This is a genomic window from Kitasatospora sp. NPDC088351, from assembly GCF_040685575.1.
Lineage (GTDB): Bacteria > Actinomycetota > Actinomycetes > Streptomycetales > Streptomycetaceae > Kitasatospora.
In genome coordinates this window covers 1-21,569 of sequence record NZ_JBFBIL010000029.1, presented here as the reverse complement: position 1 = coordinate 21,569, position 21,569 = coordinate 1, and the positions used below count along the sequence as shown (strand labels likewise).

Below are 21,569 nucleotides of genomic sequence, written 5' to 3'. Positions count from 1 at the left end.
GTCTCAACCTCTTCCTTAAGGTGGTCTCAACCTCTGTGCGGGATCGGAGACTTGACAGAACTTGCCAACCCCTCTGAACTGCCGCGACTTCCGTTGACCCGAACATGACGGTGTGTGAGGGTTCCGGTCACCCGAGCGCGGACGGCCCGCACGGCCGCCCCCCGATGCGGCCTGCGGTACGGCACTGGCACGTCGTCCGCGGTCGAGGACCCCCACGTTCGAGGAGCCTCGATGCAACACAGACTGACAGCAGGGAGGCTGCTGACCGCAGCCACCACCCTGACCGTTCTGGCCGGAATGCTCGCCGCCACCAGCGCCGGGCAGGCCGCCGCCGACCCCGGTCCGGCCGCCGCTCCACCGAGCGCACTGGCCGCGGCCGTCTCCGCCGCCGACCAGGCCGCCGCGGCGGGCCTGGACGCCCTGGCCAAGGGCCCGGGCGAGACCTACGAGCGCACCGCGGTGACCCCGTGGCTCGGCGGTCTGTACTCGGTCGCGTACGAGCGCAGTTACCACGGCCTGCCGGTGGTCGGCGGCGACGCCGTCGTCATAGCCGACGGCCAGGGCCGGGTGCGCGGCCTCCAGTCGGCCGCCTCCGGGCCGGTCGGCGGCTCCACCACTCCCGTGGTGAGCGCCGCCGACGCCGAGAAGACCGCCCGGACCAGGCTCGCGACCGTGGACGGCGTCGAGTCGCGCCGTCTGGTCGTCCGGGTCAAGGACGGCACCGGACGGCTCTCCTGGGAGACCGTGCTCACCGGCCGGACCGCCACCGCCCCCAGCCGGCTGCACGTCTTCGTGGACGCCCGCACCGGCGAGGTCGTCGACAGCTACGACGACGTCCGGGCCGGCACCGCCAACAGCAAGTGGAACGGCCCCGCCCCGGTCACCATCAGCACCACCAACTCCGGTGGCTCGTACTCGCTGCGCGACCCCGGCCGGCCCGGGCTCAGCTGCGCCGACTACAGCACCGGCCAGGTGTTCAGCAAGTCCAGCGACTCCTGGGGCACCGGCAACCCGACCAGCAAGGAGACCGGCTGCGCCGACGTCATGTTCGCGGCGCAGAAGGAATGGGACATGCTCCGCGACTGGCTGGGCCGCAACGGCCACAACGGCAACGGCGGCAGCTGGCCGGTCAAGGTCGGCCTGAACGACGTCAACGCCTACTGGGACGGCTCCTCGGTCTCGATCGGCCACAACAACGCCAACGAGTGGATCGCCGCGATCGACGTGGTCGGCCACGAGTTCGGCCACGGCCTCGACCAGTACACGCCCGGCGGCGCCAACAACGAGTCCGGCCTGGGCGAGGCGACCGGCGACATCATGGGCGCCCTCACCGAGGCGTACGCCAACGAGCCGGCCCCGTACGACACTCCGGACTACACCGTCGGCGAGATGATCAACCTGGTCGGCAACGGGCCGATCCGGAACATGTACAACCCCTCGCTGGTCGGCAACAACCCGAACTGCTACTCCTCCTCGATCCCGAACACCGAGGAGCACGCCGCGGCCGGCCCGCTGAACCACTGGTTCTACCTGCTCGCCGAGGGCTCCAACCCGGGCGGTGGCAAGCCGACCAGCCCGACCTGCAACAACTCCTCGGTGACCGGCGTCGGCATCCGGGACGCCGGGCGGATCTTCTACGGCGGCATGCTGCTCAAGACCAGCGGCATGACGTACAAGCGGTACCGCACCGCGACCCTGACCGCGGCCAAGAGCCTCGACCCGAGCTGCACCTTCTTCAACCGGGCCAAGGCCGCCTGGGACGCGGTCGGCGTGCCCGCGCAGACCGGTGACCCGACCTGCACGACCAACGGCACCAACGACTTCTCGCTGGCCCTCGGCCCGGCCTCCGGTTCCGTCCAGCCCGGCGCCTCGACCAGCTCGACGGTCACCACGGCCGTGACCCAGGGCACCGCGCAGACGGTCAACCTGACCGCCTCGGGCGCGCCCAGCGGCGTCACCGTCTCCTTCAACCCGTCCTCGGTGCAGGCGGGTTCGTCCGCCACGATGACCGTCTCGACGTCCGCCGCGGTGCCCGCCGGCACGTACACCATCACGGTGACCGGCACCGGGAGCGCCACCCACACCGCGCAGTACACGCTGACGGTCGGCGGCGGCAACCCCGGCGGCAACGCGCCCGACATCGACGTGGCCAAGGTGCAGGCGCACCTGACCCAGCTGAACACCATCGCCTCGCAGAACGGCGGCAACCGGCGGGCCGGCAGCGCCGGGCACTCCCAGTCGCTCGCCTACATCAAGGGCAAGCTCCAGGCGGCCGGCTACACCGTCAGCGAGCAGACCTGCACCTCCTGCACCTACACCTCCAACAACCTGATCGCCGACTGGCCGGGCGGCCCGGCCGACCAGGTGACCATGTTCGGCGCCCACCTGGACAGCGTGGCGGCCGGGCCCGGCATCAACGACAACGGCTCCGGTTCGGCCGTGCTGCTGGAGAACGCGCTGGTCCTGGCGCAGCAGAACCCGAGCCTGACCCGGCACGTCCGGTTCGCCTGGTGGACCGGTGAGGAGCAGGGCCTCCAGGGCTCCCAGTCCTACGTCGGCCAGCTGAGCTCGGCCCAGCGCGCCGCGATCAAGGGCTACTACAACTTCGACATGGTCGGCTCGCCCAACGCCGGCTACTTCATCAACAACATCGGCTCCACCACCTCCGCGCCGATGAAGGCGTACTGGGACTCGCTGAACCTCCAGCCGGAGGAGAACGTCGAGGGCCAGGGCCGCTCGGACGACTACTCGTTCCAGCAGGCCGGCATCCCCACCTCCGGCTACGCGGCCGGCGCCAGCGCCGTCAAGACCTCGGCCCAGGCGGCGAAGTGGGGCGGCACGGCCAACCGGGCCTACGACTCCTGCTACCACCAGTCCTGCGACACCACCGGCAACATCGACGCCACCGTCCTCAACCGCAGCGCGGACGGCGTCGCGTACACCGTGTGGAAGACCTCGGTCGGCGGCACCGTGCCGACCAACGACTTCTCCGTCGCGGTGAACCCGGCGACCGGCAACGCCACCCCGGGCGGCTCCACCACCGCGACCGTGTCCACCGCCACCACCGCCGGTTCGGCCCAGACGGTGAACCTCACCGCCTCGGGCGCGCCGGCCGGCGTCACGGTCTCGTTCAGCCCGTCCTCGGTGCAGTCCGGCTCGTCCGCGACCATGACGGTCTCGGTCGGCGCCTCGGCCGCCGCCGGCACGTACAGCATCACGGTGACCGGCACCGGCTCGGTCGCCCACAGCACCACCTACTCGCTGGTCGTCGGCACCGATCCCGGTAACCCGGGCGGCACCTGGGCCGCGGGCACCACCTACCAGGCGGGCGACGTCGTGACCTACGGCGGGGTGAGCTACCGATGCCTCCAGGGCCACCAGGCCCAGGTCGGCTGGGAGCCGCCCATCGTCCCGGCCCTGTGGCAGCGTCTCTGACACAGAGGGGGTCCGTGCCGCGGTTCGTCGAGGGGGACGAACCGCGGCACGGCCGCGTTCACACCGGCCCGGCCGCCCGTCGGCGGCGGGCCCGTCACTCCCCCGGCCGGGGCCTGGAACCCGGACCCGGCCGCGGCTCCGGTTCCGGTTCTGGCCGTGACTCCGGCTCCGGTTCCTTTCCCGGCCTCGTTCCCGGCCCAGGGCCGGGCCCCGCCGTCGGCTCCGGGGAGCCGCCCCGCCTGCGCCGGGACAGCAGCAGCGGCAGCGCCGAGACCACCACCAGAACCAGGACCACCGGCAGCAGATAGTCGCCCACCTGCGGGAAGGACGCGCCCAGCGCGAAGCCTGCCAGGACCGTGCCCTGGGTCCAGAGCAGCCCGCCCACCACCTGCCAGAGCACGAACGTGCGGGTCGGCACCCGCAGCGCGCCGGCCAGCGGCCCGAGCACGGAGCGCACCATCGGCAGGAACCGCCCGAGCACGATCGCCCGGCGCCGCCCGTAGCGGTGCAGCAGGTCCTCCGAGCGGTCCACCGCGGTCCTGAGCCGGGGGCCCCGGCCGCGCGCGGTGAGCGCCCGGCCCCCGTGCCGCCCGAGCACGAACCCCAGCTGGGTACCGGCCACCGAGCCGACCGCCGCGCAGAGCAGCACCTGCCAGAGGGTGAGGTAGGGGCCGTGGTGCTCGGCCGCCGTGGGCGCCGAGGCGCAGAGCACCCCGGCCGGGAAGAGCAGCGTGTCACCGGGGACGAGGAAACCGACCACCGGCACCCCCGCCTCGACGAAGGTCACCACCAGGACCGCCAGCGCGCCGTAGGCGGCGAGCAGCGAGGACCCGCTGGTCACATCGAGCGCGAAGGCCATCCGTCACCCCAGCCGGTGCGGCCGGACCACCGGTCTGCGTGGCCCTCCGGCCACTCTAGGGCTTGTCCGACAATTCCCGCCACGCGCACGCGAACCGTCGGACAGGCCCTGGTGCGTCCGGGAACGGCGCACGTGGCCCGGCGAGCGGCGGGCGGGCGGGGCCGGTTGACTACCGCGGCCCGGACGCCTAAGTTCACCGTACTTTAGATCATCTCTTGAACTATTGTTCAGTGATGGTGGGCTCGGCTGTGGGAGGTCCATCAGTGACTCGGCAGGCAGTGGTCGGCATCGACGCCGGCACCACCGCGGTCAAGGCTGTCGTCCTGGCGCGAAGCGGCGAACAACTCGGCTGGTCACGCGTGCCCCTGCGGGTCGCGCGCCACGGCGACCGGGTGGAGCAGGACATGGACGAGGTGTGGTCCGCCGTCCGTACCACCGTGCGGGAGTCCGTCCGGCAGGCCGGCGAGGGTGTGGAGATCGTCGCGGTGGGGGTGACCGGGCAGGGCGACGGCGCGTGGCTGGTGGACGCGGCCGGCCACCCGTGCGGGCCGGCCGTGATCTGGATGGACGGCAGGGCCGCCGGCCGGGTCGCCCGGTGGGAACGGGACGGCCGCGCCGCGCTGGTGCGCCGGAGCACCGGCTCCGCCCTGTTCCCCGGCGCCCTGCCGGTCCTGCTCGAACAGCTGGCGGAGGAGCGCCCCGAGCAGGTCGAACGGGCCGCACACCAGCTGAACTGCAAGGACTGGATCCGCTTCCGGCTGACGGGTGAGGTGGCCACCGACGCCTCCGAGGCGTCGCGCACCTATCTGGACGTGGCCACCGGCGCGTACTCCGACGAGCTGATCGACGGGCTCGGCCACCAGCGCTTCCGGAGGCTGCTCGCGCCCGTCCGACCGCCGCAGGCCGCGGCGGGCACGGTCAGCGCCGAGGCCGCCGACGCCACCGGCCTTCCGGTCGGCGTCCCCGTGGCGGCCGGCCTGGTCGACAGCGCCGCCGCGGGCGTCGGCCTGGGGGCCGTCCGGCCCCGGGACGCCTACCTCATCGTGGGGACCACGGCCTTCGCCGGGACGATCCACCAGGACAGCGGCGGCTGCCGCGCCGAGGGCCGGATCACGCTGGCGACCGGCTTCGGCCGCCAGGTCATCGAATGCCTCGCCCCCATGACGGGCGCGCCGAACCTCGACTGGGTCCGTACGGTGACCGGGCTGGAGACCAGCGACTGGGCGGAGGTGGAGCGTCTCGCACGGGCGGCCGGCCCCGGCGCGGGCGGTGTCCTCTACCTCCCCTACGGTTCGCCCAGCGGTGAGCGCGCCCCGTTCGTCGACAGGGCGGCGTCCGCCTCCTGGCTGGGCATGAGCGTACGGACCACGCCGGGGCAGCTGCTGCGCGCCGTCTACGAGGGGATCGCCTTCACGCTGCGCGAGTGCCTCGGGGAGCCCGTCCGGGGACGGGCGCTGCGGATCGCGGGCGGGTCGGCCTCGTCGGACCTGTTCTGCCAGGTGCTCGCCGACGTCACCGGACAGCCGGTGGAGCGTTCCACCGAGCCCGAGCTGGGAGCACGCGGAGTGGCCGCGCTGGCCATGGTGGCCGGCGGCCTCGCCGACGACCTCGACGCGGCACTCGCCGCCCTGGCCTGCCCGGCCGCCACGTTCCGGCCCGAGCCCACGCTGCGGGACCTGTACGACCGCCAGGCACGCACGTTCGCCGCCGCCCGGGACGCCCTGCGCCCGGTCTGGCCCGCGCTGCGGGAGCTGCGCTCCCCCACGCCCACGTCCTCAGCCACCCCTGCCCCCTCAGCGTCGGCGGTCCGCGCCGACGGAATGGAGACCTCGTGACCAACGCGTCGCCCCGTATGCGGCTGCTCATCACCGCGCCCTTCGATCCGGCGGCCGCCGAACGGCTGACCGACCTGTTCGACGTCGAGACCGTGGAGCCGTCCATGGCGGGTGACTCCCTCGCCAGGCCGGAGCTCGCCGAGCGGCTCGCGGCGGCGGACGCCGTGGTCTGCGAGGTGGACAAGCTCGACGAGGCCGCCCTGGCGGCGGCACCCGCGTTGAAGTTCGTCGTCTCCTGCCGGGCCAACCCCGTCAACGTCGACCTGCCCGCCTGCACCCGGCGCGGCATACCGGTCGCCGCGACCCCGGCCCGCAACGCCGAGATCACCGCCGATCTCGCCTTCACGCTGATCCTGTCCACCGTCCGGCACACCGGCGAGGCCGAGCGCTGGATGCGGGAGGGCAACTGGAAGGCCGACGACCTGTTCGAGCCCTACGTCCGCTTCCGCGGCATCGGCCTGGGCGGGCGGACCCTGGGCATCCTCGGCGGCGGCGCGATCGGGCGCCGGGTGATGCGCCGGGCGCTGGCCTTCGGCATGAAGGTCCTGGTCCACGACCCCTTCCTGGCGCAGGGCGCCTTCGGGGACGACGCGGAGGTGGTCGCCCTCGACGACCTCATGAGCCGCTCCGACGTCGTCACCGTGCACGTGCCCCTCAACGCCTCGACGGTGGGCCTGATCGGCAGCGAGCAGATCGCCCTGATGCGCCCCGACGCCTATTTCGTCAACGCCGGCCGCGCGGCCGTCGTGGACGAGGCCGCGCTGATGACGGCCCTGCGGGAGAAGCGGATCGCCGGGGCGGGCCTCGACGTGTTCTGGAACGAGCCGCCGGACGCCGACTGCGAGCTCTTCCGGCTCGACAACGTCACGCTCACCCCGCACATCGGCGGCGCGTCCGACGACGTCGTCACCGAGCACTCCCGGATCGCCGAGCAGGCCCTGCGCGCCTGGGCCACGGGCGGGCAGCCCGCCGCCGTGGCGAACGCGCGGGAACTCGCCTCCTCCTGACCGGCCCTCCGGCGAAGGCCGCCGACCGTCCACCGGTCGGCGGCCTTCGCCGTGCCCTTCACCGTGCCCTTCACCGGGCTCGCCGTGCCGTCGGTGCCCCGGCGGTGGGCCCGCGTCGGTCCGGCGGCGGAACGCCCCGTGGGCGGGCACCTCCTGCGTCAGGGGGTGCCCGCCCACGGGGCGTCGAGGTCAGCCGGTCACGCGTGGTGCAGGGCGGCCAGCTCCTCGGCCGGGAAACCGGCGGTGGTGTTGCCCAGGGTCAGTGCCCGGTACGTCGCGGTGGCGGCCTCCTCCAGGTTCATCGCACGCCGGAAGGCCATCCCGATGTCCTCGCCGAGCGACGAGCAGCCGTGGTGCGAGAGGACCATGCAGTCGTGCTGCCGCGCCTGCTCGGCCGCGACGTCGGCCAGCTCGTCCGACCCGTTCGGGTAGTACGGCACGGTGCCGACGGAGCGGACGTAGTAGGCGTGGTCGAGGCTGATCAGCCGGATCGGCTCCCCGAGCGCGTCCAGCAGGACCGCGTGCTGGGGGTGCAGGTGCACCACGCAGTTCACGTCCGGCCGCACCTGGTAGGTGCGCTGGTGCAGCTTCCACTCGCTGGAGGGCCGGGCCGCACCCGCCGTCCGCTCCCCGGCCAGGGTCATGACGGAGAAGTCGGCCTCCTCCAGCCGGTCCAGCCACGTCCCCGCCCCGGTGACCACGAACTCGTCGCCGCCGGGCAGGCGCGCCGACAGGTTGCCCCCGCTGGCGAGGACCAGCCCGCGCTCCACGACGAGCCGGCCGACCTCGGCCAGCCGCTCGCACAGGTCCTCACGGGTATGAACTGGCTTCACATCATGTCCTTTCCTATGACCGCTCGTACGACCGCTCGGGGCCGCACGAAAGTGCTCGCAAAGGTGCTCGCGAGGGTGCTCACGAAGACGCTTCGGCGGAGGCGGGCGCACCGGCCGGGGCGTCGGCCCCGGCGGCCGCCAGCAGGCCCTCGGCCGTACTGCTGTCCGTCACCAGCACGTTGATCAGCCCCTGGCTCAGCGCGACCCGGAGGGCCTGCAGCTTGGCGGCGCCGCGCGCCACACCGATCCGCACCGGCACCGCCCGCAGCTGCGCCAGGCTGAGACCGATGAGCCGGTCGTCCACCTCGCACGGGACGGCGGCGCCGTTCGCGTCGAAGAACCGGCCCGAGATGTCCCCCACCGCGCCCCGGCCGCGCGTGGCGGCCAGGTCCGACGCGCTCAGGTTCTCCACGAGCAGGCCGGTCCTCCCGCCGATCCCCGCGACCAGCACATCGGCCGAGACGGCCCGCTCCAGCGTCTCCTGGACGGCCGGGTCCTCCCGCCACACCTGGGCCGCCTGCGGAGTGCGCGCCAGCAGGGGGGCGGGCAGGTGGTAGGCGTGCCCGCCGGCGCCGGCGGCGAAGGCGAGGGCCAGCTCGTGGGAGCTGGCCGCGCGGGAGATTCCGCCGCCGCTCCCGGTGAGCGGGACGAAGTTCACGTCCCGGGCCGCTCCCGGCCGCAGGTGCCTGGGGATGGTGGCGACGGACGCCGACAGTCCGACGGCGACGGTCGCCCGGTCCTCCAGGAGGGCGCTGACGCACTCGGCGGCCACCGCCCCCAGGGAGTGGGCGGCGCGGGCCTCGTCCTCGAAGGTCGGCCCCACCCACGCCTGGCGCAGCGGATAGGCGCGCCCCAGGGCCGACTCCAGCCCCACGAACAGGTGGTCGTCGCTGTGCACCGTGATCTCGACGATGCCCACCCGGCGGGCCTCCGCCAGGAGCCGGGTGACCTTGATGCGGGAGAGTCCGCAGAGATCGGCGATCTCCTGATGGGTCAGGCCGTGCTCGTAGTACAACCGCGCGATCTTGCCGAGCGGTGGCTGCCTGTGATCATTTGTTCGCTCCATTGATCCTCCGTTCAGATCCTGCCCTCAGTCCGGCCGACGGTCAAGAGGGCGGCGAACAGGGGGCGGGCACCACGCCGACCAGCGAAAGAGAGCCCGCCGATGCCTTGACAGCGGGAGGGGTGGAGCTCATATTACATGCACTTTGGTTCGAGTTTTGATCAAATGTTCACGCGCTCGTCACGTGCCCCGGAGGACACATGACCCCCACCTCTCACACCGCGGCCGACACCGCCGCGGCCCGCCCCGGACTCCTCGAAAGACAGGGGATCGTCCGCCCGCTCGCCTTCGGCTACCTCGCCGTCATGCTGTTCATGGTCGGCGACGGCATCGAGTCCGGCTTCCTCTCCCCCTACCTGGAGTCCCGGGGGCTCTCCGGCAGCGAGGTCGCCCTGCTGTGGACGGTGTACGGCCTCGTCGTCGCCGTCGCCGCCTGGCTCTCCGGCGCCCTCGCCGAGGCATGGGGGCCCCGCAAGGTCATGCTGCTGGGCCTCGGCATCTGGGCCGTCTTCGAAGTGCTCTTCCTGAGTGTCGGCGTGGCCGCCGGAAACTACCCGCTCATGCTCCTCACCTTCGGCATCCGCGGACTCGGCTACCCGTTCTTCGCCTACGGCTTCCTGGTGTGGATCGCCCTGGAAACGCCGGAGGACAAGCTCAGCCGCGCCGTCAGCTGGTACTGGTTCGCCTCCACCACCGGCCTCGGCGTCATCAGCTCCTACTTCGCCGGCGCGGTCATCCCCGCCATCGGCGAGATGGCCACCCTCTGGCTCTCGCTGGCCTTCGTCGGCGCCGGCGGCGCCATGGTCGTCTTCCTCGTCCGCGCCCGCGCCGCCGCACCGGCGGCGGCCTCGACGAAGGAGTCGCTGACCAGGATGCTCAGCGCGCTGACCATCGTCAGGACGCACCCCCGGGTGGGCATCGGCGGTGTCGTCCGGCTGATCAACACCCTGTCCTTCTACGCCTTCGTGGTGTTCCTGACCACCCACATGACCCGCGACGTCGGCTTCTCCACGGCCCAGTGGCAGACCATCTGGGGCACCATGCTGCTGGCCAACGTCGCGGCCAACCTCCTCTCCGGCTACGTCGCGGACTGGATCGGCGGCATCAACACCATCGCCTGGGGCGGCGGACTCGGCTGCTTCGTGACAGTGCTCGCGCTCTACTACGTCCCGCAGGCGACCGGCCCCAACTTCGGTGTCACCATCAGCATCGCGATCGTCTACGGGCTGGCCCTCGGGGCGTTCGTGCCGCTGTCCGCGATCATGCCGATGCTCGCCCCCCGCCACGTCGCGAGCGCGGTCGCCATCCTCAACCTCGGCGCCGGGCTCAGCCAGTTCGCCGGCTCGGCCGTCGCGGCCCTGGTCGGCCCGATCGGCGCCGGCGGCACCGTCTGGGTGCTCGCCTGCATCTACCTGGTCGGCCTCGTCCTCACCTTCTTCCTCAAGGAACCGAAGGCCGGAGCCGGTAACCACCCCGCCCCGGAAGCCGCACCCGCACCGCTGTCGGCGGCCGCCGACAGGTAGCCGCGAGACCGCTGCGGCCGGACCCGCCGGGCACCGCCGGGCCGGTCCCCGGGCCGCAGGGCCACGGCCGGGGGCCGGCCGGCATAGAGTCGGTCCGCCGAACCGACGGTCCGTCAGGCGGGGTTCTCCGGAACTCCGGCGGTCGGCCCGGTCCGGCGGACCGCCAGGCGGACCGGCCGCCGGCCGGAGGAGGAGAAGCCCGTGGACACGGAACCGCAGCGCATCCCGGCCGCACCGCCCGTCCCCGAGCTGGCGGCCGAGGCCGTCGAGCAGTGGCGCGCGGAGGAGGCCGAACTGGTCGAGCTGCTGGCCCGGACCCGGCAACGGCTCGGCGGCGTCTCGGCGTTCCGGCTCGGACCGGCGCCCACCGTCCTGGTCACCGACCCGCACGCGGTCCAGCACGTGCTCGGCCGCCACCCGGACCGGTACGTCAAACGCTCCCACCGCGCCCGGATGCTGGTCGGCGACGGCGTCCTCTCCGCCACCGGCGACGCCTGGAAACGTCAACGACGGCTGCTGCAGTCGCAGTTCACCGGGCCCGGGATGCGCCGCTACGAGCAGCGGATCGCCGGCGCCGCCCGCCGCACCGCCGACCGCTGGTCCGGGTACGCGCGCACCGGCAGGCCTCTCGACGTGGGCGAGGAGATGCGGCGCTTCGCCCTGGACACCATCTGGCGCGCGCTCACCGGCCACCCCCTGGACGACCACGCCGAGCGTGAACTCGCCTCCGTGGCCACGGTGGTGGCCGCGCTGCCGACCCTGCCCGCCGACGGCGCCGACGCCCGGGACGCCGTCGCCGCCGACCTCGCCAGGATCGACGCCGTCGCCCAGCAGGCCATCGACACCGCCCGCCGCGCGCCGGCCGGGCCCGACGGCCCCGGCGTGCTGCGCGTCCTGCTCGACGTCGGTGCCGAGCACCCCGAGTACACCGACCGGCTGATCCGGGACGAGCTGGTCACCCTGCTGGTCGCCGGGCACGAGACCACCGCCACCACGCTGACCTGGCTCTTCCTCCTCCTCGACCGGCACCCCGAGGCCCGCGCCCGGGCGCTGGAGGCGGGCGCCGAGGGCTCGCCCGAGCGCCGGGAGGCCGTCCAGGCCCTGGTCAGCGAGACGCTCAGGCTGTACCCGTCGGCCTGGCTGCTCCCCCGGCACGCCGTCGAGGACGACACCCTGGCGGGCCACCGCATCGCGGCCGGCACCGACGTCCTGGTCTGTCCGTACCTGACCCACCGCGACCCCGGTCTCTGGCCGGACCCGGAGCACTTCGACCCCGGCCGTTTCACCACCCCCGGCCGGCGCCCCGCCCGGCCGGGCGCCTATCTGCCGTTCGGCCTCGGGGCCCGCGCCTGCCTGGGCGCCCAGTTCGCCCTCCGCGAGACCACCGCGCTGCTCGAACTCCTGCTGCCCCGGCACACCCCGCGCTTCCGGCACACGCCCACGGGCGCGGCCTACAGCATCACCGTCCGCCCCGACGGGCCCACCCCGGCCACGCTGGGGGCTGTGAGGTAGCTCTCATTGAGAGCTAAAATGAGGGTGTGACGTACCCGGAACCGCCCGGATCAACCGGACCAAGCGGACCACCCGGACCACCCGGACCACCCGGACTCTCCCGAGTCGCCGACGGGCAGGGCTTCACCGGTGAGCTCGGTGATCTGCTGGCCGGTGTCCAACGGCTGATGCGACGGCGACTGCGGCACGGACTGACCACGCCGAGGCTGCGCGGCGCACAGGTGGAGCTGCTGCGACTGGTCGCCGGCAGCCCCGGGATCAGGGTGTCCGTGGCGGCCAGGGAGCTCTGCCTCGCGGGCAATTCGGTCTCCACCCTGGTCAACCAGCTGGTCCGGGCCGGGCTGCTGACCCGGGAGGCCGACCCGGAGGACGGCCGGGCGGTCCACCTCGCCGTCACCGCCGAGGCCACCGCCCGGCTGGGCGCCTGGGACGCCCGCCGCCGGGCGCTGCTGGAGGAGCGGGTGGCGCTGCTCCCCGAGGCCGACCGGGAGGCCCTGCACGCGGCACTGCCCGCGCTGCGCAGGCTCGCGGACGGGCTGCGAACGGACGGCCTGCGAACGGACGGGCTGCGAACGAACGGGCTGCGGACGAACGGGCTGTGAACGGAAGGAGACCCACCATGACCACCGGTCCGGGTACCGCCGAGGCCGCTGTCTCCTGCATCGGGGTGGAGTACGCCTTCGGCGCCACCCGCGCGCTGGACCGGTTCGATCTGGAGGTCGGACCCGGCGAGGTGTTCGGCCTCCTCGGCCCGAACGGCGCCGGGAAGACCACCGCGATCCGCGCCATCACCACCCTGCTGCCGGTCCGGCCGGGCATGATCCGTGTCCTCGGGCACGACTGCGCCCGCGAACCGATGGCCGTCCGCCGCCAGCTCGGCTACGTACCCCAGCAGTTGTCCGCCGATGCGGCGATCACCGGCCGGGAGAACGTCGAACTGTTCGCCCGGGTCTACGACGTCCGGCGCCGCGAGCGGGCCGCCCGGGTCGCCGAGGCACTCGCCGCGGTCGACCTGACGGAGGCGGCCGACCGGCTGGCGGGCACCTACTCGGGCGGCATGGTCCGCCGGCTGGAGCTGGCCCAGGCGCTGGTCAGCGCGCCCCGGCTGCTCATCCTGGACGAGCCCACGATCGGCCTCGACCCGATCGCCAGGGACAGCGTCTGGGACCGCATCCACCAGGTACGGACCGCCGCCGGGATGACCGTCCTGGTCACCACCCACTACATGGAGGAGGCCGACGAGCACTGCGACCGGATCGGCCTGATGCACCGCGGCCGGGTCCGGGCCGTCGGCACCCCGGACGAGCTGCGCGCCGGGCTGGCCCGGGCGGGCGGGCGTCTGCCGTCCCTGGAGGACGTGTTCCGTCACTACGCCGGCAGCGGTCTGGGCGACGCCGCCGGAGAGGGAGGCGAGTTCCGCGATGTCCGACGCACCCGCACCACCGCGTCCCGGGTCGGCTGACCCGGCCGAGGCCACCGACGCGGCCACCGGACGGCTGCATCTGCTGCTCACCCCGCCGCAGGCCCGGCCGGCCTGGCGGGTGGTGCCGGCCCGGATGCTGGCGCTCTGCGCGGTGGAGCTGCAGAAGCTCCGCCACGACCGCACCGAGCTGTACACCCGGGCCGTCCAGCCCGCCCTCTGGCTGCTGATCTTCGGTGAGACCTTCACCCGGATCCGGGCCGTGCCCACCGGCGGCATCCCCTATCTCGACTTCCTCGCGCCCGGGATCATCGCGCAGTCCGCGATGTTCATCGCGATCTTCTACGGCATCATGATCATCTGGGAGCGGGACGCCGGGGTGCTCACCAAACTGCTGGTCACCCCCACGCCCCGGGCCGCCCTGGTCACCGGCAAGGCCTTCGCCGCCGGGGTGAAGGCGCTGGTGCAGGCGGTGGTCGTGGTGGTGATCGCGGCCCTGCTCGGCGTCTCGATGACCTGGAACCCGCTGCGGCTGGCCGGGGTGGCGCTCGCCGTGGTGCTCGGGTCCGCGTTCTTCGCCTGCCTCTCGGTCTCGGTGGCCGGGATCGTGCTCACCCGGGACCGTCTGATGGGCATCGGGCAGGCCATCACCATGCCGCTGTTCTTCGCCTCCAACGCCCTCTACCCCGTCGCCGTCATGCCCGGCTGGCTGCGGGCCGTCAGCCGGGTCAACCCGCTCAGCTACGAGGTGGACGCGCTGCGCGGCCTGCTGGTCGGGACGCCCTCGCACCTCGGGCTGGACTTCGGCGTGCTCACGTTCGCGGCACTCGTCGGCATCGCCACCGCCTCCGCGCTGCTCGGACGCCTCGCCCGCTGAGCACCCGGGACCCGCTGAGTACCCGGGAGGAGTGCCGGCCCGGTCTTCGAGGCGTTCATGCGCCTCACCGAGGCGGGCGCCCGGCCGGCCACCGTCCTCGCCGAACGCGCGGCGGGCCAGGGGCACCTGGCCGCCCGCGGGATCACCGAGGTCGTCCGCCCCGACGACGTACGCTGACGTCCGACTCCCCCGTGACCCACCACCCTCAGTAACGCAACGGAGCCCGCTGCCATGCACGATGACCGCACCCTGGTCGAGTCCCGCCTCAAGCGCGTCCTGGAGGGGCGCATCCGCCCGGCGGTGCACCCCGAGTCCGTCCCGCTGGAGGTCGGCGTCTGGACGACGCGCTGGTGGTCAGCGCCGTCAAGCCGGCCGACGACCGCAGCGGCGACCTGATCGTCCGGGTCCACGAGGCGAACGGCGGCCGCGCCCGGGGCCGGCTGACCACCTCGTTCCCGCCGGCCGGGGCGGTGCCCTGCGACCTGCTGGAGCGGCCGTGGGACGGCACCCGCGGCGAGGTCACCATGACGGACGGCGGCATCGAGCTGGGCCTGCGTCCCTTCGAGCTGGTCACGCTGCGCCTCACCCTCGGCGGCACGGCCGCCTGACGCCGTCGCGCCGTCCGGCGTTCCCGGTTCCGTCGTACGGCGCCCCTGCCCGCGCGGCAGGGGCGCCGCCCCCGTCCCACCCCCTCCTGGAGTACCCCGCGATGACCGTCAACCCGCCCCGCCCCGCACTGTTCGCCGCCCTCGACATCGGCGGCACGAAGATCGCCGGAGCACTCGTCGACGACCGCGGGGAGCTCCGCCGACGGATCCAACTGCCCACCCCGGCCCGGGAGTCCGCCGGGCAGGTGCTCGCCGTGGTGCACCGGGTCCTGGACCACCTCGCCGGGGACGGCGACTGGGCGCGGGTGAGCGCGGTCGGCATCGGCAGCGCGGGCCCGGTGGACCTCGTGCACGGCACCGTCAGCCCGGTCAACATCCCCGGCTGGCGGGCCTTTCCGCTCACCGCCGAGGCCGCCGCCCACCCGGCCGTGGCGGCACTCGGGGTGCCGGTGGCGCTGGCCGGGGACGGTGTCGCCATGGCGGCGGCCGAGCACTGGCGGGGCGCGGCGCGCGGCGCCGACAACGCGCTCTGCCTGGTGGTCTCCACCGGCGTCGGCGCCGGGCTCGTCCTGGACGGCGCCGTCCGGCCCGGCCCCAGCGGCAACGCCGGCCACCTCGGCCACATCAGCGTCGACCTCGACGGCGACCCCTGCCCGTGCGGCTCGCGCGGCTGCCTGGAGGGCATCGCCAGCGGAACGGCGATCGCCCGGCACGCCCTCGACCGGGGCTGGCGCCCCTCGGGGGACGACCGCTCGGCGCGCGCCGTCGCGGCGGACGCCCTGGCCGGCGACCCGGGCGCCCTGGCCTCCTTCGACCGGGCGGCGCAGGCACTGGCCGCCGGGATCACCGCCACCGCCGCCCTGGTGGACCTCGACCGGGTGGTCGTCGGCGGCGGCGTCGCGGCGGCCGGAGAGGCGCTGTTCGCCCCGCTCGCCCGCCATCTCGACCGGTACGCGGCGCTGCCGTACATCCGCGGCCTCGACGTCCGCCGCGCCGAACTCGGCACGGACGCCGGCCTGATCGGCGCCGCCGGGATCGCGGCCGGCCTTTCCTGACCCCGACCTCGATTCACCGCACAACTCCTGAACACGATCTGACGAATCGTCACGAGGGAACGGCGTTCCCGCACCCACCCGACCCCCGTTCGCCTACCTCGCCAATCCGGTCCGCGATTAGAGCTTGTCTGACAGTTCCCGCCGCGCGCTGATGCGACGCGAAGTGTCAGACAAGCCCTACGCCTGGGGCTCCGTCACCGCGATCCCCGAACTCACCGGCACCGCGCCCACCGGCGCCCCGCAGGCCGAACCGTGGATGGGCGCCCACCCGTCGGCGCCGTCCTGCCTGGACGAGGGCAACGGCCCGCGCCCACTGGACCGGCTGATCGCCGAGGACCCGGAGGCCGAACTCGGGCCCGCGACGCTGGAGCGCTTCGGCCTGGAACTGCCGTTCCTCTTCAAGGCCCTGGCGGCCGAGCGGGCGCTCTCCCTCCAGGTCCACCCCACCCGTGCGCAGGCCCGGACCGGGTTCGCCGCCGAGGAGGCCCGCGGCATTCCGCTGAACGCCCCGCACCGCACCTTCAAGGACACGGGCACAAGCCCGAACTGATCTGCGACCTGGGCGACTTCGAGGCGCTCTGCGGATTCCGCCCGGCCGGGTCCACCGCCCGGCTGCTGGACGAGCCGGCCGTCCCGCTGCTCGCCCCCTGGGCCACCGCGCTGCGCCACCGGCCCGCCGGGGAGGTGCTGCCCGCCCTGCTGCGGCACGTCCTGGACGACGTCCGCCCCGGCCCGGCCGACCTCGCCGCCGTCACCGGGGCGGTGCGGCGGGTGGCCGACGGCGGCGGCCCGTTCGCCGGGGCCTGCGCCGCGTACGCCCGGGCCGCCCAGGACTGCCCCGGCGACCCCGGCCTGGTCGCCGCGCTGCTGCTCAATCACGTCCGGTTCCGCGCCGGCCAGGCCCTCTTCCTCGACGCCGGCGTGCCGCACGCCTATCTGCACGGCGTGGGCGTCGAGTTGACGGCCAACCCGGACAATGTGCCGCACTGCGGCCTCACCGCCAAGCACGTCGACCTGGACGGGCTGGTGGCCGTGCCGGCCTTCGCACCGACGAGCCGAAGGTCCTCACGGCGGCTCCGGCCGGTGCGGGGATCGAGGAGCGATTCCCCTCACCGGCCGAGGAGTTCCGGCTCCCCCGGCTGCGGCGGGGCCGGTCGGCCTATCCGCGCCCCGGCGCCGGGCCCGTCCACCTGACCGGGCCGGGCGCGGAGCTGTTCCGCGCCACCACCGGCGGCCGGAGCGGCGACGGGCCCGCCGTCGGCTGACCACCGCCGGCGCCCCGGTCGCGCGACGCCGGACCGGCCGGCCCAGGTGGGGCCAACGACCCTAGAGCGCCGGGGCGTTGCAGCGTCTGCGCGCGCGGGGAACCTGGGTGGGCGGCCCGGTCCGCGCCGCGGGCACCGGGACCCGCTGCGGCGAAGCCGCGGGCCGCAGCTCGACCGGCCGCCCTTCCGGCATGAACGCCGAGAGGAACCGCCGCTCGGACGGGCTGAGCGCACGGGAGCGACCGGACTCACGGTCCCGGGCCACCACCACGGTGCGCGCCCTCATGTAGGTCAGCGGATCGCGGCAGACGTCCACCACGACCTGCGCGGAACTGCGGCCCAGCCGCTCCACCGTCAGCCGGACCAGCAGCGGCTCCGGCCGGTGGTACAGCTGTTCGAGGTAGTCGATCTCGTGCCGGGCGATCAGGAATCCGGACGGGAAAAGGTTCTCCCGGGCGGCGACGGGGTGGTGGCAGAACAGGTCGTAAATCCCCTCCTGGACATAGCCGACCAGGCGGGCATTGTTGATGTGGCCGTTCTCGTCGACGTCGCTCCACCGAGTGGGGCAGGCCAGGACATGCGCGGTGCGGGTCAGCGCGCTCACCGCTGCCTCAGCCCGGCATCGCCCTGGCCGCCGACCGCGACGGGGAGCAGCGCCCGCCGCAACCGGGCGTAGTAGACAGCGTGTTCGGACGCCATCCGGGCCACCGTCCAGCCCTCCTCGGCCGCCTCGGCGGCCGCTTCGACGACCAGGCTGTCGAGCACTCCGTCAACGGCACGGCAGAGTTCGGCGACCGCTGCCAGGCGTTCGCGGACATCGGCCCCCCGGGCACCGCCCCGGGCGGGGAACGCCGCGAGCGATTCCACAGCGAGCTGCAGATCGTCGACGGTGTCCGGCCGGAACTCGGAAAGGCAATTGCGCACAGTCTTCTCCCAAAACAACTACAGCATTGTTGGATGTGTTCGAATCCGCCGGAGTGGTTCGAAGCCCCTCGGCGGAAAGGACGCTATCCCAGCGCGGGCGGCGCTCCGCACGTTTGGGGAACTCGACGGGAAACTGACCTCTATCGGAGTATGTGCGGGGGTATAAATATCCGCGCCGCCGCCCGAATGCCGACCGGCCCGGCCCGGCCTGTCCCGCCACCCCGCGCAACGCCTCTGACCTGCGACTTCACTCCTTCTCTGCGGGCCGGACTTCCGCCTCCTCACCGATCGTCAGGACCTCTCGGGCGGCAAACAGCCAGTGTCCGTCCCCGGCACGCACGAAGCGGTCGTGATAACGGCCGACGATATAGACCCGGTGGCCGTCGTCCTCACCGGCCGGGGAGAGCCCGGTGGAACGGCTGTTCGCCGGCCGACGGCGCCCCGCACGCGACAGCCGCCGGTCACCGGCCGGTCCACCAGCGCGCCTTGTAGAGGTGCGTGCCGCGCAGCGTGCGGGTGCCGTCCGGGCGGTGCAGGGTGAGCACCGAGGTGCACCAGTCGCAGGGGCCCGCGTGGTCGGGGGCCGCGGTGAGGAGTCGGCCGGTGCCGGGTTCGTCGCCGACGCTCTTGAGGTCGCGCCCGGCCTCCTCGTCGCCGAGGCGGACCTGGTCGAACCGGTCCGTCGCCGGGTCGTACCGCCACAGGTGCGCGGCCGTGCTCACCCAGAAGCGGCCGCCGGGCGCGGAGGGTGCGGGCGTCGCGCGGACGGGCGCGGCGAGGACGGGCGCGAGGTCGTGTCCGCCGGGCTCGGGCAGCGGCGTGGTCCGGACGGCGGTGAGCACCGGTGCCGCCGACGTGCCGCCCACCCGCAGAGCGGTCAGCACGTCGTCACCCACCGCCCAGAGCAGCCGGGTGGCCGCGTCCCAGTGGACGCCGTGGGCTCCCCCGAGCGGGTACGTCGCCCAGGTACCGCTGCGCGGGCCCTGCGAGGCGGGGTAGAGGCGGACCCACCCGCCGGTGCTGGCCGCGACGGCGACATTGCCGTCCGGCAGCAGCTCCACGCTGTGCGGATTGGCGGCTCCACCGGTATCGGTGGCCCAGTACGGCTCGCCGGTCGCGGTGTCGACGACGGCCGCCAGGCCGCCGGAGGCCGTGGTCAGCAGGAAGCGGCGCCCCTGACGGACCCGGCTCTTCGCCTCGGACGGATTCGACCAGCTGCGGGCGGGGACCAGGTCCGCGAGCCGCGCGTCCCGGTCGGCGCTCCACGACCACACCACCGGGAGGCGGTCCGGCCTCTGGTAGGCCATCAGCTCCTCGGCGCTCTGCAGCACCAGGACCCGCCGGGACGCCTGGTCCACCACCACGACCGCCCACCCGGGCGGCGAGGCCGCCGCCGGCGCCGGCCCGCCGAGCGCCAGCGTCAACAGGCCCACCAGCGCGACACGCAGCCCTCGCACCACCGTCACCACGACCACCCTCCGCCGTCCGGCTGCCCGGCTGTCCCGGGTACCCGGCCCAGCCTGCGGCGCGGCGTCCGGGTGTGCCAGCGGGCGCGCCCGGACGGGCCCGGCTACGCGGTGCCGGGTGCCTTCTGGACCGGATGGAGCGCGACCCGCGTCGCAGGTGGCGGTGGCGAGGCCGCCGTACTTCCGGTTGCCCGTCAGGATCCGGCTGCCCACCGGAATTTTCCGGGAATGCGCCGGAATACGACCGGGGAGATACCGGAGACGAATACGCGGCACTCGTTCCGCCCGCGGGCAACCGTCCGGAATTTCCGCGACGCCGCTGCCGGTCGCCCTCGTCACCGACCTGATGCGCCGCTTCACCGCCGCCGGATAGCCGAAGGAAGGACCTGACAGCAATGCCGCTTCCGACAAACGCGGAGCACATCCTCCGTCGCGCGCTGGCACAAGCCGCCGGTACCGACCTGGATACGATCCCCGGAGACGGGCGCCTGGAGCAGGACCTCGGGATCGACAGCCCGGCCCTCGGCCGCCTGACCACCGACACGGACATCCGCTCGCTCCTCGCGCGGCTCGACCCCCAACCGGAACGGACACCCCTGTGAGCATGCGAGAGGTCGCCCCCAAGGGGCGCGGATACCTGATCGTCAACTCCCACCCCGAGGGCTGCGCGGCGGTCGTCGACCGGATGTGGCAGGCGATCACGCCCCGCGAGGACGGCAGCGCACCCACCGTGCTGCTGCTGGGAGCCAGCGCCGGCTACGGGCTCGCCGTCCTGCTGGCCGGGCTGCGCCGGCACGGCATCCGCGGTGTCGGCGTCGCCTACGAGGCCCCGGAGACCGAGCGGCGTACCGCGTCGGCCGGCTGGTACCGCACCGCCGCCGCGGCCGCCCTCGCGGCGGAGAACGGCAACGACTTCACCTTCGTCAACGCCGACGCCTTCGGCGCCGACGCGAAGGCCTCGGTGCTGGACCTGGTCGCCGCGCAGTACGGCCCCGTCGACCACCTGGTCTACAGCCTGGCCGCACCGCGCCGCACCGACCCGCGGACCGGTTCCGTCCACCACTCCGTCATCAAGCCGCTCGGCGAGGCCTACGAGGCCCCGTCGCTGGAGTTCACCGACGACATCGCGAAAGTCGGCTCGGTGAGGCTGCCGCCGGCCACCGAGGACGAGCGCGAGGCCACCACGAAGGTGATGGGCGGTGAGGACTGGGCGCTGTGGGTCGAGGCCCTGGCCGGGCGCGGCCTGCTCGCGGACGGCTTCACCACCGTGGCCCTGTCCTACGTCGGTTCCGAACTGACCGCTCCCGTGTACCGGCAGGGCACCATCGGCGCGGCCAAGGAGCATCTGGAGCAGACCGCGGCCACGCTCAACGACACGGTGCTCGCCGGCGGCACCGGCCGGGCGTTCACCGTGGTGGCCGGTGCCGCCGTCACACAGGCGTCGACCGCCATCCCCTCCATCGCCCTCTACACCTCGCTCCTGCGCGGCGTGCTGGGCGAGGACTTCCGCAGCACCGACCGGCAGGCCGTCGAACTGTGGGAGCAACTGACCGGCGCCGAACCGCTCGTCCTGGACGGGCAGGGGCGCATCCGGCTGGACGGCTGGGAGATGGACGAGGCCGTCCAGCAGCGGGTGCGGGCGCTGTGGGCCGACCCCGAGGCGGCACTGGAGGCCGATACCTCGGGGACCCGGTGGTTCCTGGAGCAGGTCCGGGCCCTGTACGGGTGGGACGTGCCCGGCGTCGACTACGGCCGGCCGGTGGAGACCACCGTGACGTGGCCCTCCGCCTGACCTCCTGGCCCGCGCCCCGACCGCCGGCCGTCGGCTGGAGCAGGCCGAGCGCGAGGAGCTCGCCGGTCGCGGCGGCGAGGCGGCTCTCGTCCCAG

20 protein-coding genes and 2 pseudogenes are annotated in these 21,569 nt (G+C 73.9%); 16 read left to right on the top strand and 6 right to left on the bottom strand.

The annotated features are described in order from the left end of the window. Positions 1 to 231 precede the first annotated feature (231 nt). On the top strand, positions 232 to 3,435 hold the full coding sequence (locus tag AB0P06_RS20955) for a M28 family peptidase (RefSeq protein WP_363609386.1): 3,204 nt from the start codon (positions 232 to 234) through the stop codon (positions 3,433 to 3,435). Positions 3,436 to 3,529: 94 nt separating this feature from the next. On the opposite strand, the gene AB0P06_RS20950 is transcribed toward AB0P06_RS20955, so the two are convergent. Beyond that, a complete protein-coding gene (locus AB0P06_RS20950; protein WP_363609384.1) occupies positions 3,530 to 4,294 on the bottom strand; it encodes a DedA family protein in 765 nt (254 codons plus the stop codon). 263 nt (positions 4,295 to 4,557) lie between these two features. Between AB0P06_RS20950 and AB0P06_RS20945 the strand changes: the two genes are divergently transcribed. Together AB0P06_RS20945 and AB0P06_RS20940 are read left to right on the top strand one after the other, a co-directional pair. Further along, the gene (locus tag AB0P06_RS20945) at positions 4,558 to 6,129 is read left to right on the top strand and encodes an FGGY-family carbohydrate kinase (protein WP_363609382.1); all 1,572 of its coding nucleotides are present in this window, start codon (positions 4,558 to 4,560) and stop codon (positions 6,127 to 6,129) included. Beyond that, entirely contained in the window at positions 6,126 to 7,136 is a 1,011-nt protein-coding gene (locus tag AB0P06_RS20940; RefSeq protein ID WP_363609380.1) for an NAD(P)-dependent oxidoreductase, read from the top strand. The genes AB0P06_RS20945 and AB0P06_RS20940 overlap by 4 nt, the downstream gene beginning before the upstream one ends. A gap of 197 nt (positions 7,137 to 7,333) precedes the next feature. Here the strand turns inward: AB0P06_RS20940 and AB0P06_RS20935 are convergent, their stop codons facing one another. After that, complete coding sequence (locus AB0P06_RS20935; RefSeq protein WP_363609378.1) at positions 7,334 to 7,969, bottom strand: class II aldolase/adducin family protein; 636 nt, start codon at positions 7,967 to 7,969, stop codon at positions 7,334 to 7,336. A 79-nt stretch (positions 7,970 to 8,048) separates the two neighbouring features. Further along, the gene (locus tag AB0P06_RS20930; protein ID WP_363609377.1) at positions 8,049 to 9,035 is read right to left on the bottom strand and encodes a sugar-binding domain-containing protein; all 987 of its coding nucleotides are present in this window, start codon (positions 9,033 to 9,035) and stop codon (positions 8,049 to 8,051) included. Between the two features lie 197 nt (positions 9,036 to 9,232). Between AB0P06_RS20930 and AB0P06_RS20925 the strand changes: the two genes are divergently transcribed. The 11 genes and pseudogenes from AB0P06_RS20925 to AB0P06_RS20875 all read left to right on the top strand — a co-directional run bounded on the left by AB0P06_RS20925 (position 9,233) and on the right by AB0P06_RS20875 (position 17,221). Then, positions 9,233 to 10,555, top strand: coding sequence for an MFS transporter (locus AB0P06_RS20925; RefSeq protein ID WP_363609375.1), 1,323 nt, complete (start codon positions 9,233 to 9,235; stop codon positions 10,553 to 10,555). A gap of 201 nt (positions 10,556 to 10,756) precedes the next feature. Further along, on the top strand, positions 10,757 to 12,067 hold the full coding sequence (locus tag AB0P06_RS20920) for a cytochrome P450 (RefSeq protein ID WP_363609373.1): 1,311 nt from the start codon (positions 10,757 to 10,759) through the stop codon (positions 12,065 to 12,067). Positions 12,068 to 12,234: 167 nt separating this feature from the next. Then, positions 12,235 to 12,669, top strand: a complete 435-nt coding sequence (locus AB0P06_RS20915; RefSeq protein ID WP_363609371.1) for a MarR family transcriptional regulator — start codon at positions 12,235 to 12,237, stop codon at positions 12,667 to 12,669. 17 nt (positions 12,670 to 12,686) lie between these two features. After that, positions 12,687 to 13,529, top strand: coding sequence for an ATP-binding cassette domain-containing protein (locus AB0P06_RS20910; RefSeq protein WP_363609369.1), 843 nt, complete (start codon positions 12,687 to 12,689; stop codon positions 13,527 to 13,529). Continuing rightward, on the top strand, positions 13,489 to 14,364 hold the full coding sequence (locus AB0P06_RS20905) for an ABC transporter permease (protein WP_363609367.1): 876 nt from the start codon (positions 13,489 to 13,491) through the stop codon (positions 14,362 to 14,364). The genes AB0P06_RS20910 and AB0P06_RS20905 overlap by 41 nt, the downstream gene beginning before the upstream one ends. Before the next feature lie 36 nt (positions 14,365 to 14,400). Beyond that, positions 14,401 to 14,541: pseudogene (locus AB0P06_RS20900) on the top strand (glycosyl hydrolase); the annotation flags it as partial. 54 nt (positions 14,542 to 14,595) lie between these two features. Then, positions 14,596 to 14,760: a hypothetical protein gene (locus AB0P06_RS20895; protein ID WP_363609365.1), complete on the top strand. Its 165-nt coding sequence runs from the start codon at positions 14,596 to 14,598 to the stop codon at positions 14,758 to 14,760. After that, positions 14,703 to 14,972, top strand: a pseudogene (locus AB0P06_RS20890) (glycosyl hydrolase-related protein); the annotation flags it as partial. The gene AB0P06_RS20895 and the pseudogene AB0P06_RS20890, both read left to right, overlap by 58 nt. Positions 14,973 to 15,073: 101 nt before the next feature. Continuing rightward, entirely contained in the window at positions 15,074 to 16,027 is a 954-nt protein-coding gene (locus AB0P06_RS20885) for an ROK family protein (RefSeq protein ID WP_363609363.1), read from the top strand. 163 nt (positions 16,028 to 16,190) lie between these two features. Then, the gene (locus tag AB0P06_RS20880; protein ID WP_363609361.1) at positions 16,191 to 16,577 is read left to right on the top strand and encodes a type I phosphomannose isomerase catalytic subunit; all 387 of its coding nucleotides are present in this window, start codon (positions 16,191 to 16,193) and stop codon (positions 16,575 to 16,577) included. Positions 16,578 to 16,711: 134 nt separating this feature from the next. After that, positions 16,712 to 17,221, top strand: coding sequence for a hypothetical protein (locus AB0P06_RS20875; protein ID WP_363609359.1), 510 nt, complete (start codon positions 16,712 to 16,714; stop codon positions 17,219 to 17,221). A gap of 132 nt (positions 17,222 to 17,353) precedes the next feature. On the opposite strand, the gene AB0P06_RS20870 is transcribed toward AB0P06_RS20875, so the two are convergent. The 3 genes from AB0P06_RS20870 to AB0P06_RS20860 all read right to left on the bottom strand — a co-directional run bounded on the left by AB0P06_RS20870 (position 17,354) and on the right by AB0P06_RS20860 (position 19,682). Then, positions 17,354 to 17,896: a thioesterase family protein gene (locus AB0P06_RS20870; RefSeq protein ID WP_363609357.1), complete on the bottom strand. Its 543-nt coding sequence runs from the start codon at positions 17,894 to 17,896 to the stop codon at positions 17,354 to 17,356. After that, positions 17,893 to 18,216 carry a hypothetical protein gene (locus AB0P06_RS20865; RefSeq protein WP_363609355.1) on the bottom strand — a complete coding sequence of 108 codons (324 nt, stop codon included), beginning with the start codon at positions 18,214 to 18,216 and terminating at the stop codon, positions 17,893 to 17,895. The genes AB0P06_RS20870 and AB0P06_RS20865 overlap by 4 nt, the downstream gene beginning before the upstream one ends. A gap of 461 nt (positions 18,217 to 18,677) precedes the next feature. After that, complete coding sequence (locus AB0P06_RS20860) at positions 18,678 to 19,682, bottom strand: DUF6528 family protein (RefSeq protein WP_363609354.1); 1,005 nt, start codon at positions 19,680 to 19,682, stop codon at positions 18,678 to 18,680. Between the two features lie 395 nt (positions 19,683 to 20,077). Between AB0P06_RS20860 and AB0P06_RS20855 the strand changes: the two genes are divergently transcribed. Together AB0P06_RS20855 and AB0P06_RS20850 are read left to right on the top strand one after the other, a co-directional pair. Then, a complete protein-coding gene (locus AB0P06_RS20855; protein WP_363609352.1) occupies positions 20,078 to 20,284 on the top strand; it encodes a hypothetical protein in 207 nt (68 codons plus the stop codon). Between the two features lie 2 nt (positions 20,285 to 20,286). Then, complete coding sequence (locus AB0P06_RS20850) at positions 20,287 to 21,474, top strand: enoyl-[acyl-carrier-protein] reductase FabV (protein WP_363609500.1); 1,188 nt, start codon at positions 20,287 to 20,289, stop codon at positions 21,472 to 21,474. Positions 21,475 to 21,569 lie beyond the last annotated feature (95 nt).

Bases quoted from the DNA above. Each gene is read 5' to 3' on its own strand.
- AB0P06_RS20885 (WP_363609363.1), top strand. From the start codon at position 15,074: ATGACCGTCAACCCGCCCCGCCCCGCACTGTTCGCCGCCCTCGACATC.
- AB0P06_RS20930 (WP_363609377.1), bottom strand. From the start codon at position 9,035: ATGGAGCGAACAAATGATCACAGGCAGCCACCGCTCGGCAAGATCGCG.
- AB0P06_RS20925 (WP_363609375.1), top strand. From the start codon at position 9,233: ATGACCCCCACCTCTCACACCGCGGCCGACACCGCCGCGGCCCGCCCC.
- AB0P06_RS20955 (WP_363609386.1), top strand. From the start codon at position 232: ATGCAACACAGACTGACAGCAGGGAGGCTGCTGACCGCAGCCACCACC.
- AB0P06_RS20910 (WP_363609369.1), top strand. From the start codon at position 12,687: ATGACCACCGGTCCGGGTACCGCCGAGGCCGCTGTCTCCTGCATCGGG.
- AB0P06_RS20905 (WP_363609367.1), top strand. From the start codon at position 13,489: ATGTCCGACGCACCCGCACCACCGCGTCCCGGGTCGGCTGACCCGGCC.
- AB0P06_RS20850 (WP_363609500.1), top strand. From the start codon at position 20,287: ATGCGAGAGGTCGCCCCCAAGGGGCGCGGATACCTGATCGTCAACTCC.
- AB0P06_RS20915 (WP_363609371.1), top strand. From the start codon at position 12,235: ATGCGACGGCGACTGCGGCACGGACTGACCACGCCGAGGCTGCGCGGC.
- AB0P06_RS20895 (WP_363609365.1), top strand. From the start codon at position 14,596: ATGCACGATGACCGCACCCTGGTCGAGTCCCGCCTCAAGCGCGTCCTG.
- AB0P06_RS20855 (WP_363609352.1), top strand. From the start codon at position 20,078: ATGCCGCTTCCGACAAACGCGGAGCACATCCTCCGTCGCGCGCTGGCA.
- AB0P06_RS20950 (WP_363609384.1), bottom strand. From the start codon at position 4,294: ATGGCCTTCGCGCTCGATGTGACCAGCGGGTCCTCGCTGCTCGCCGCC.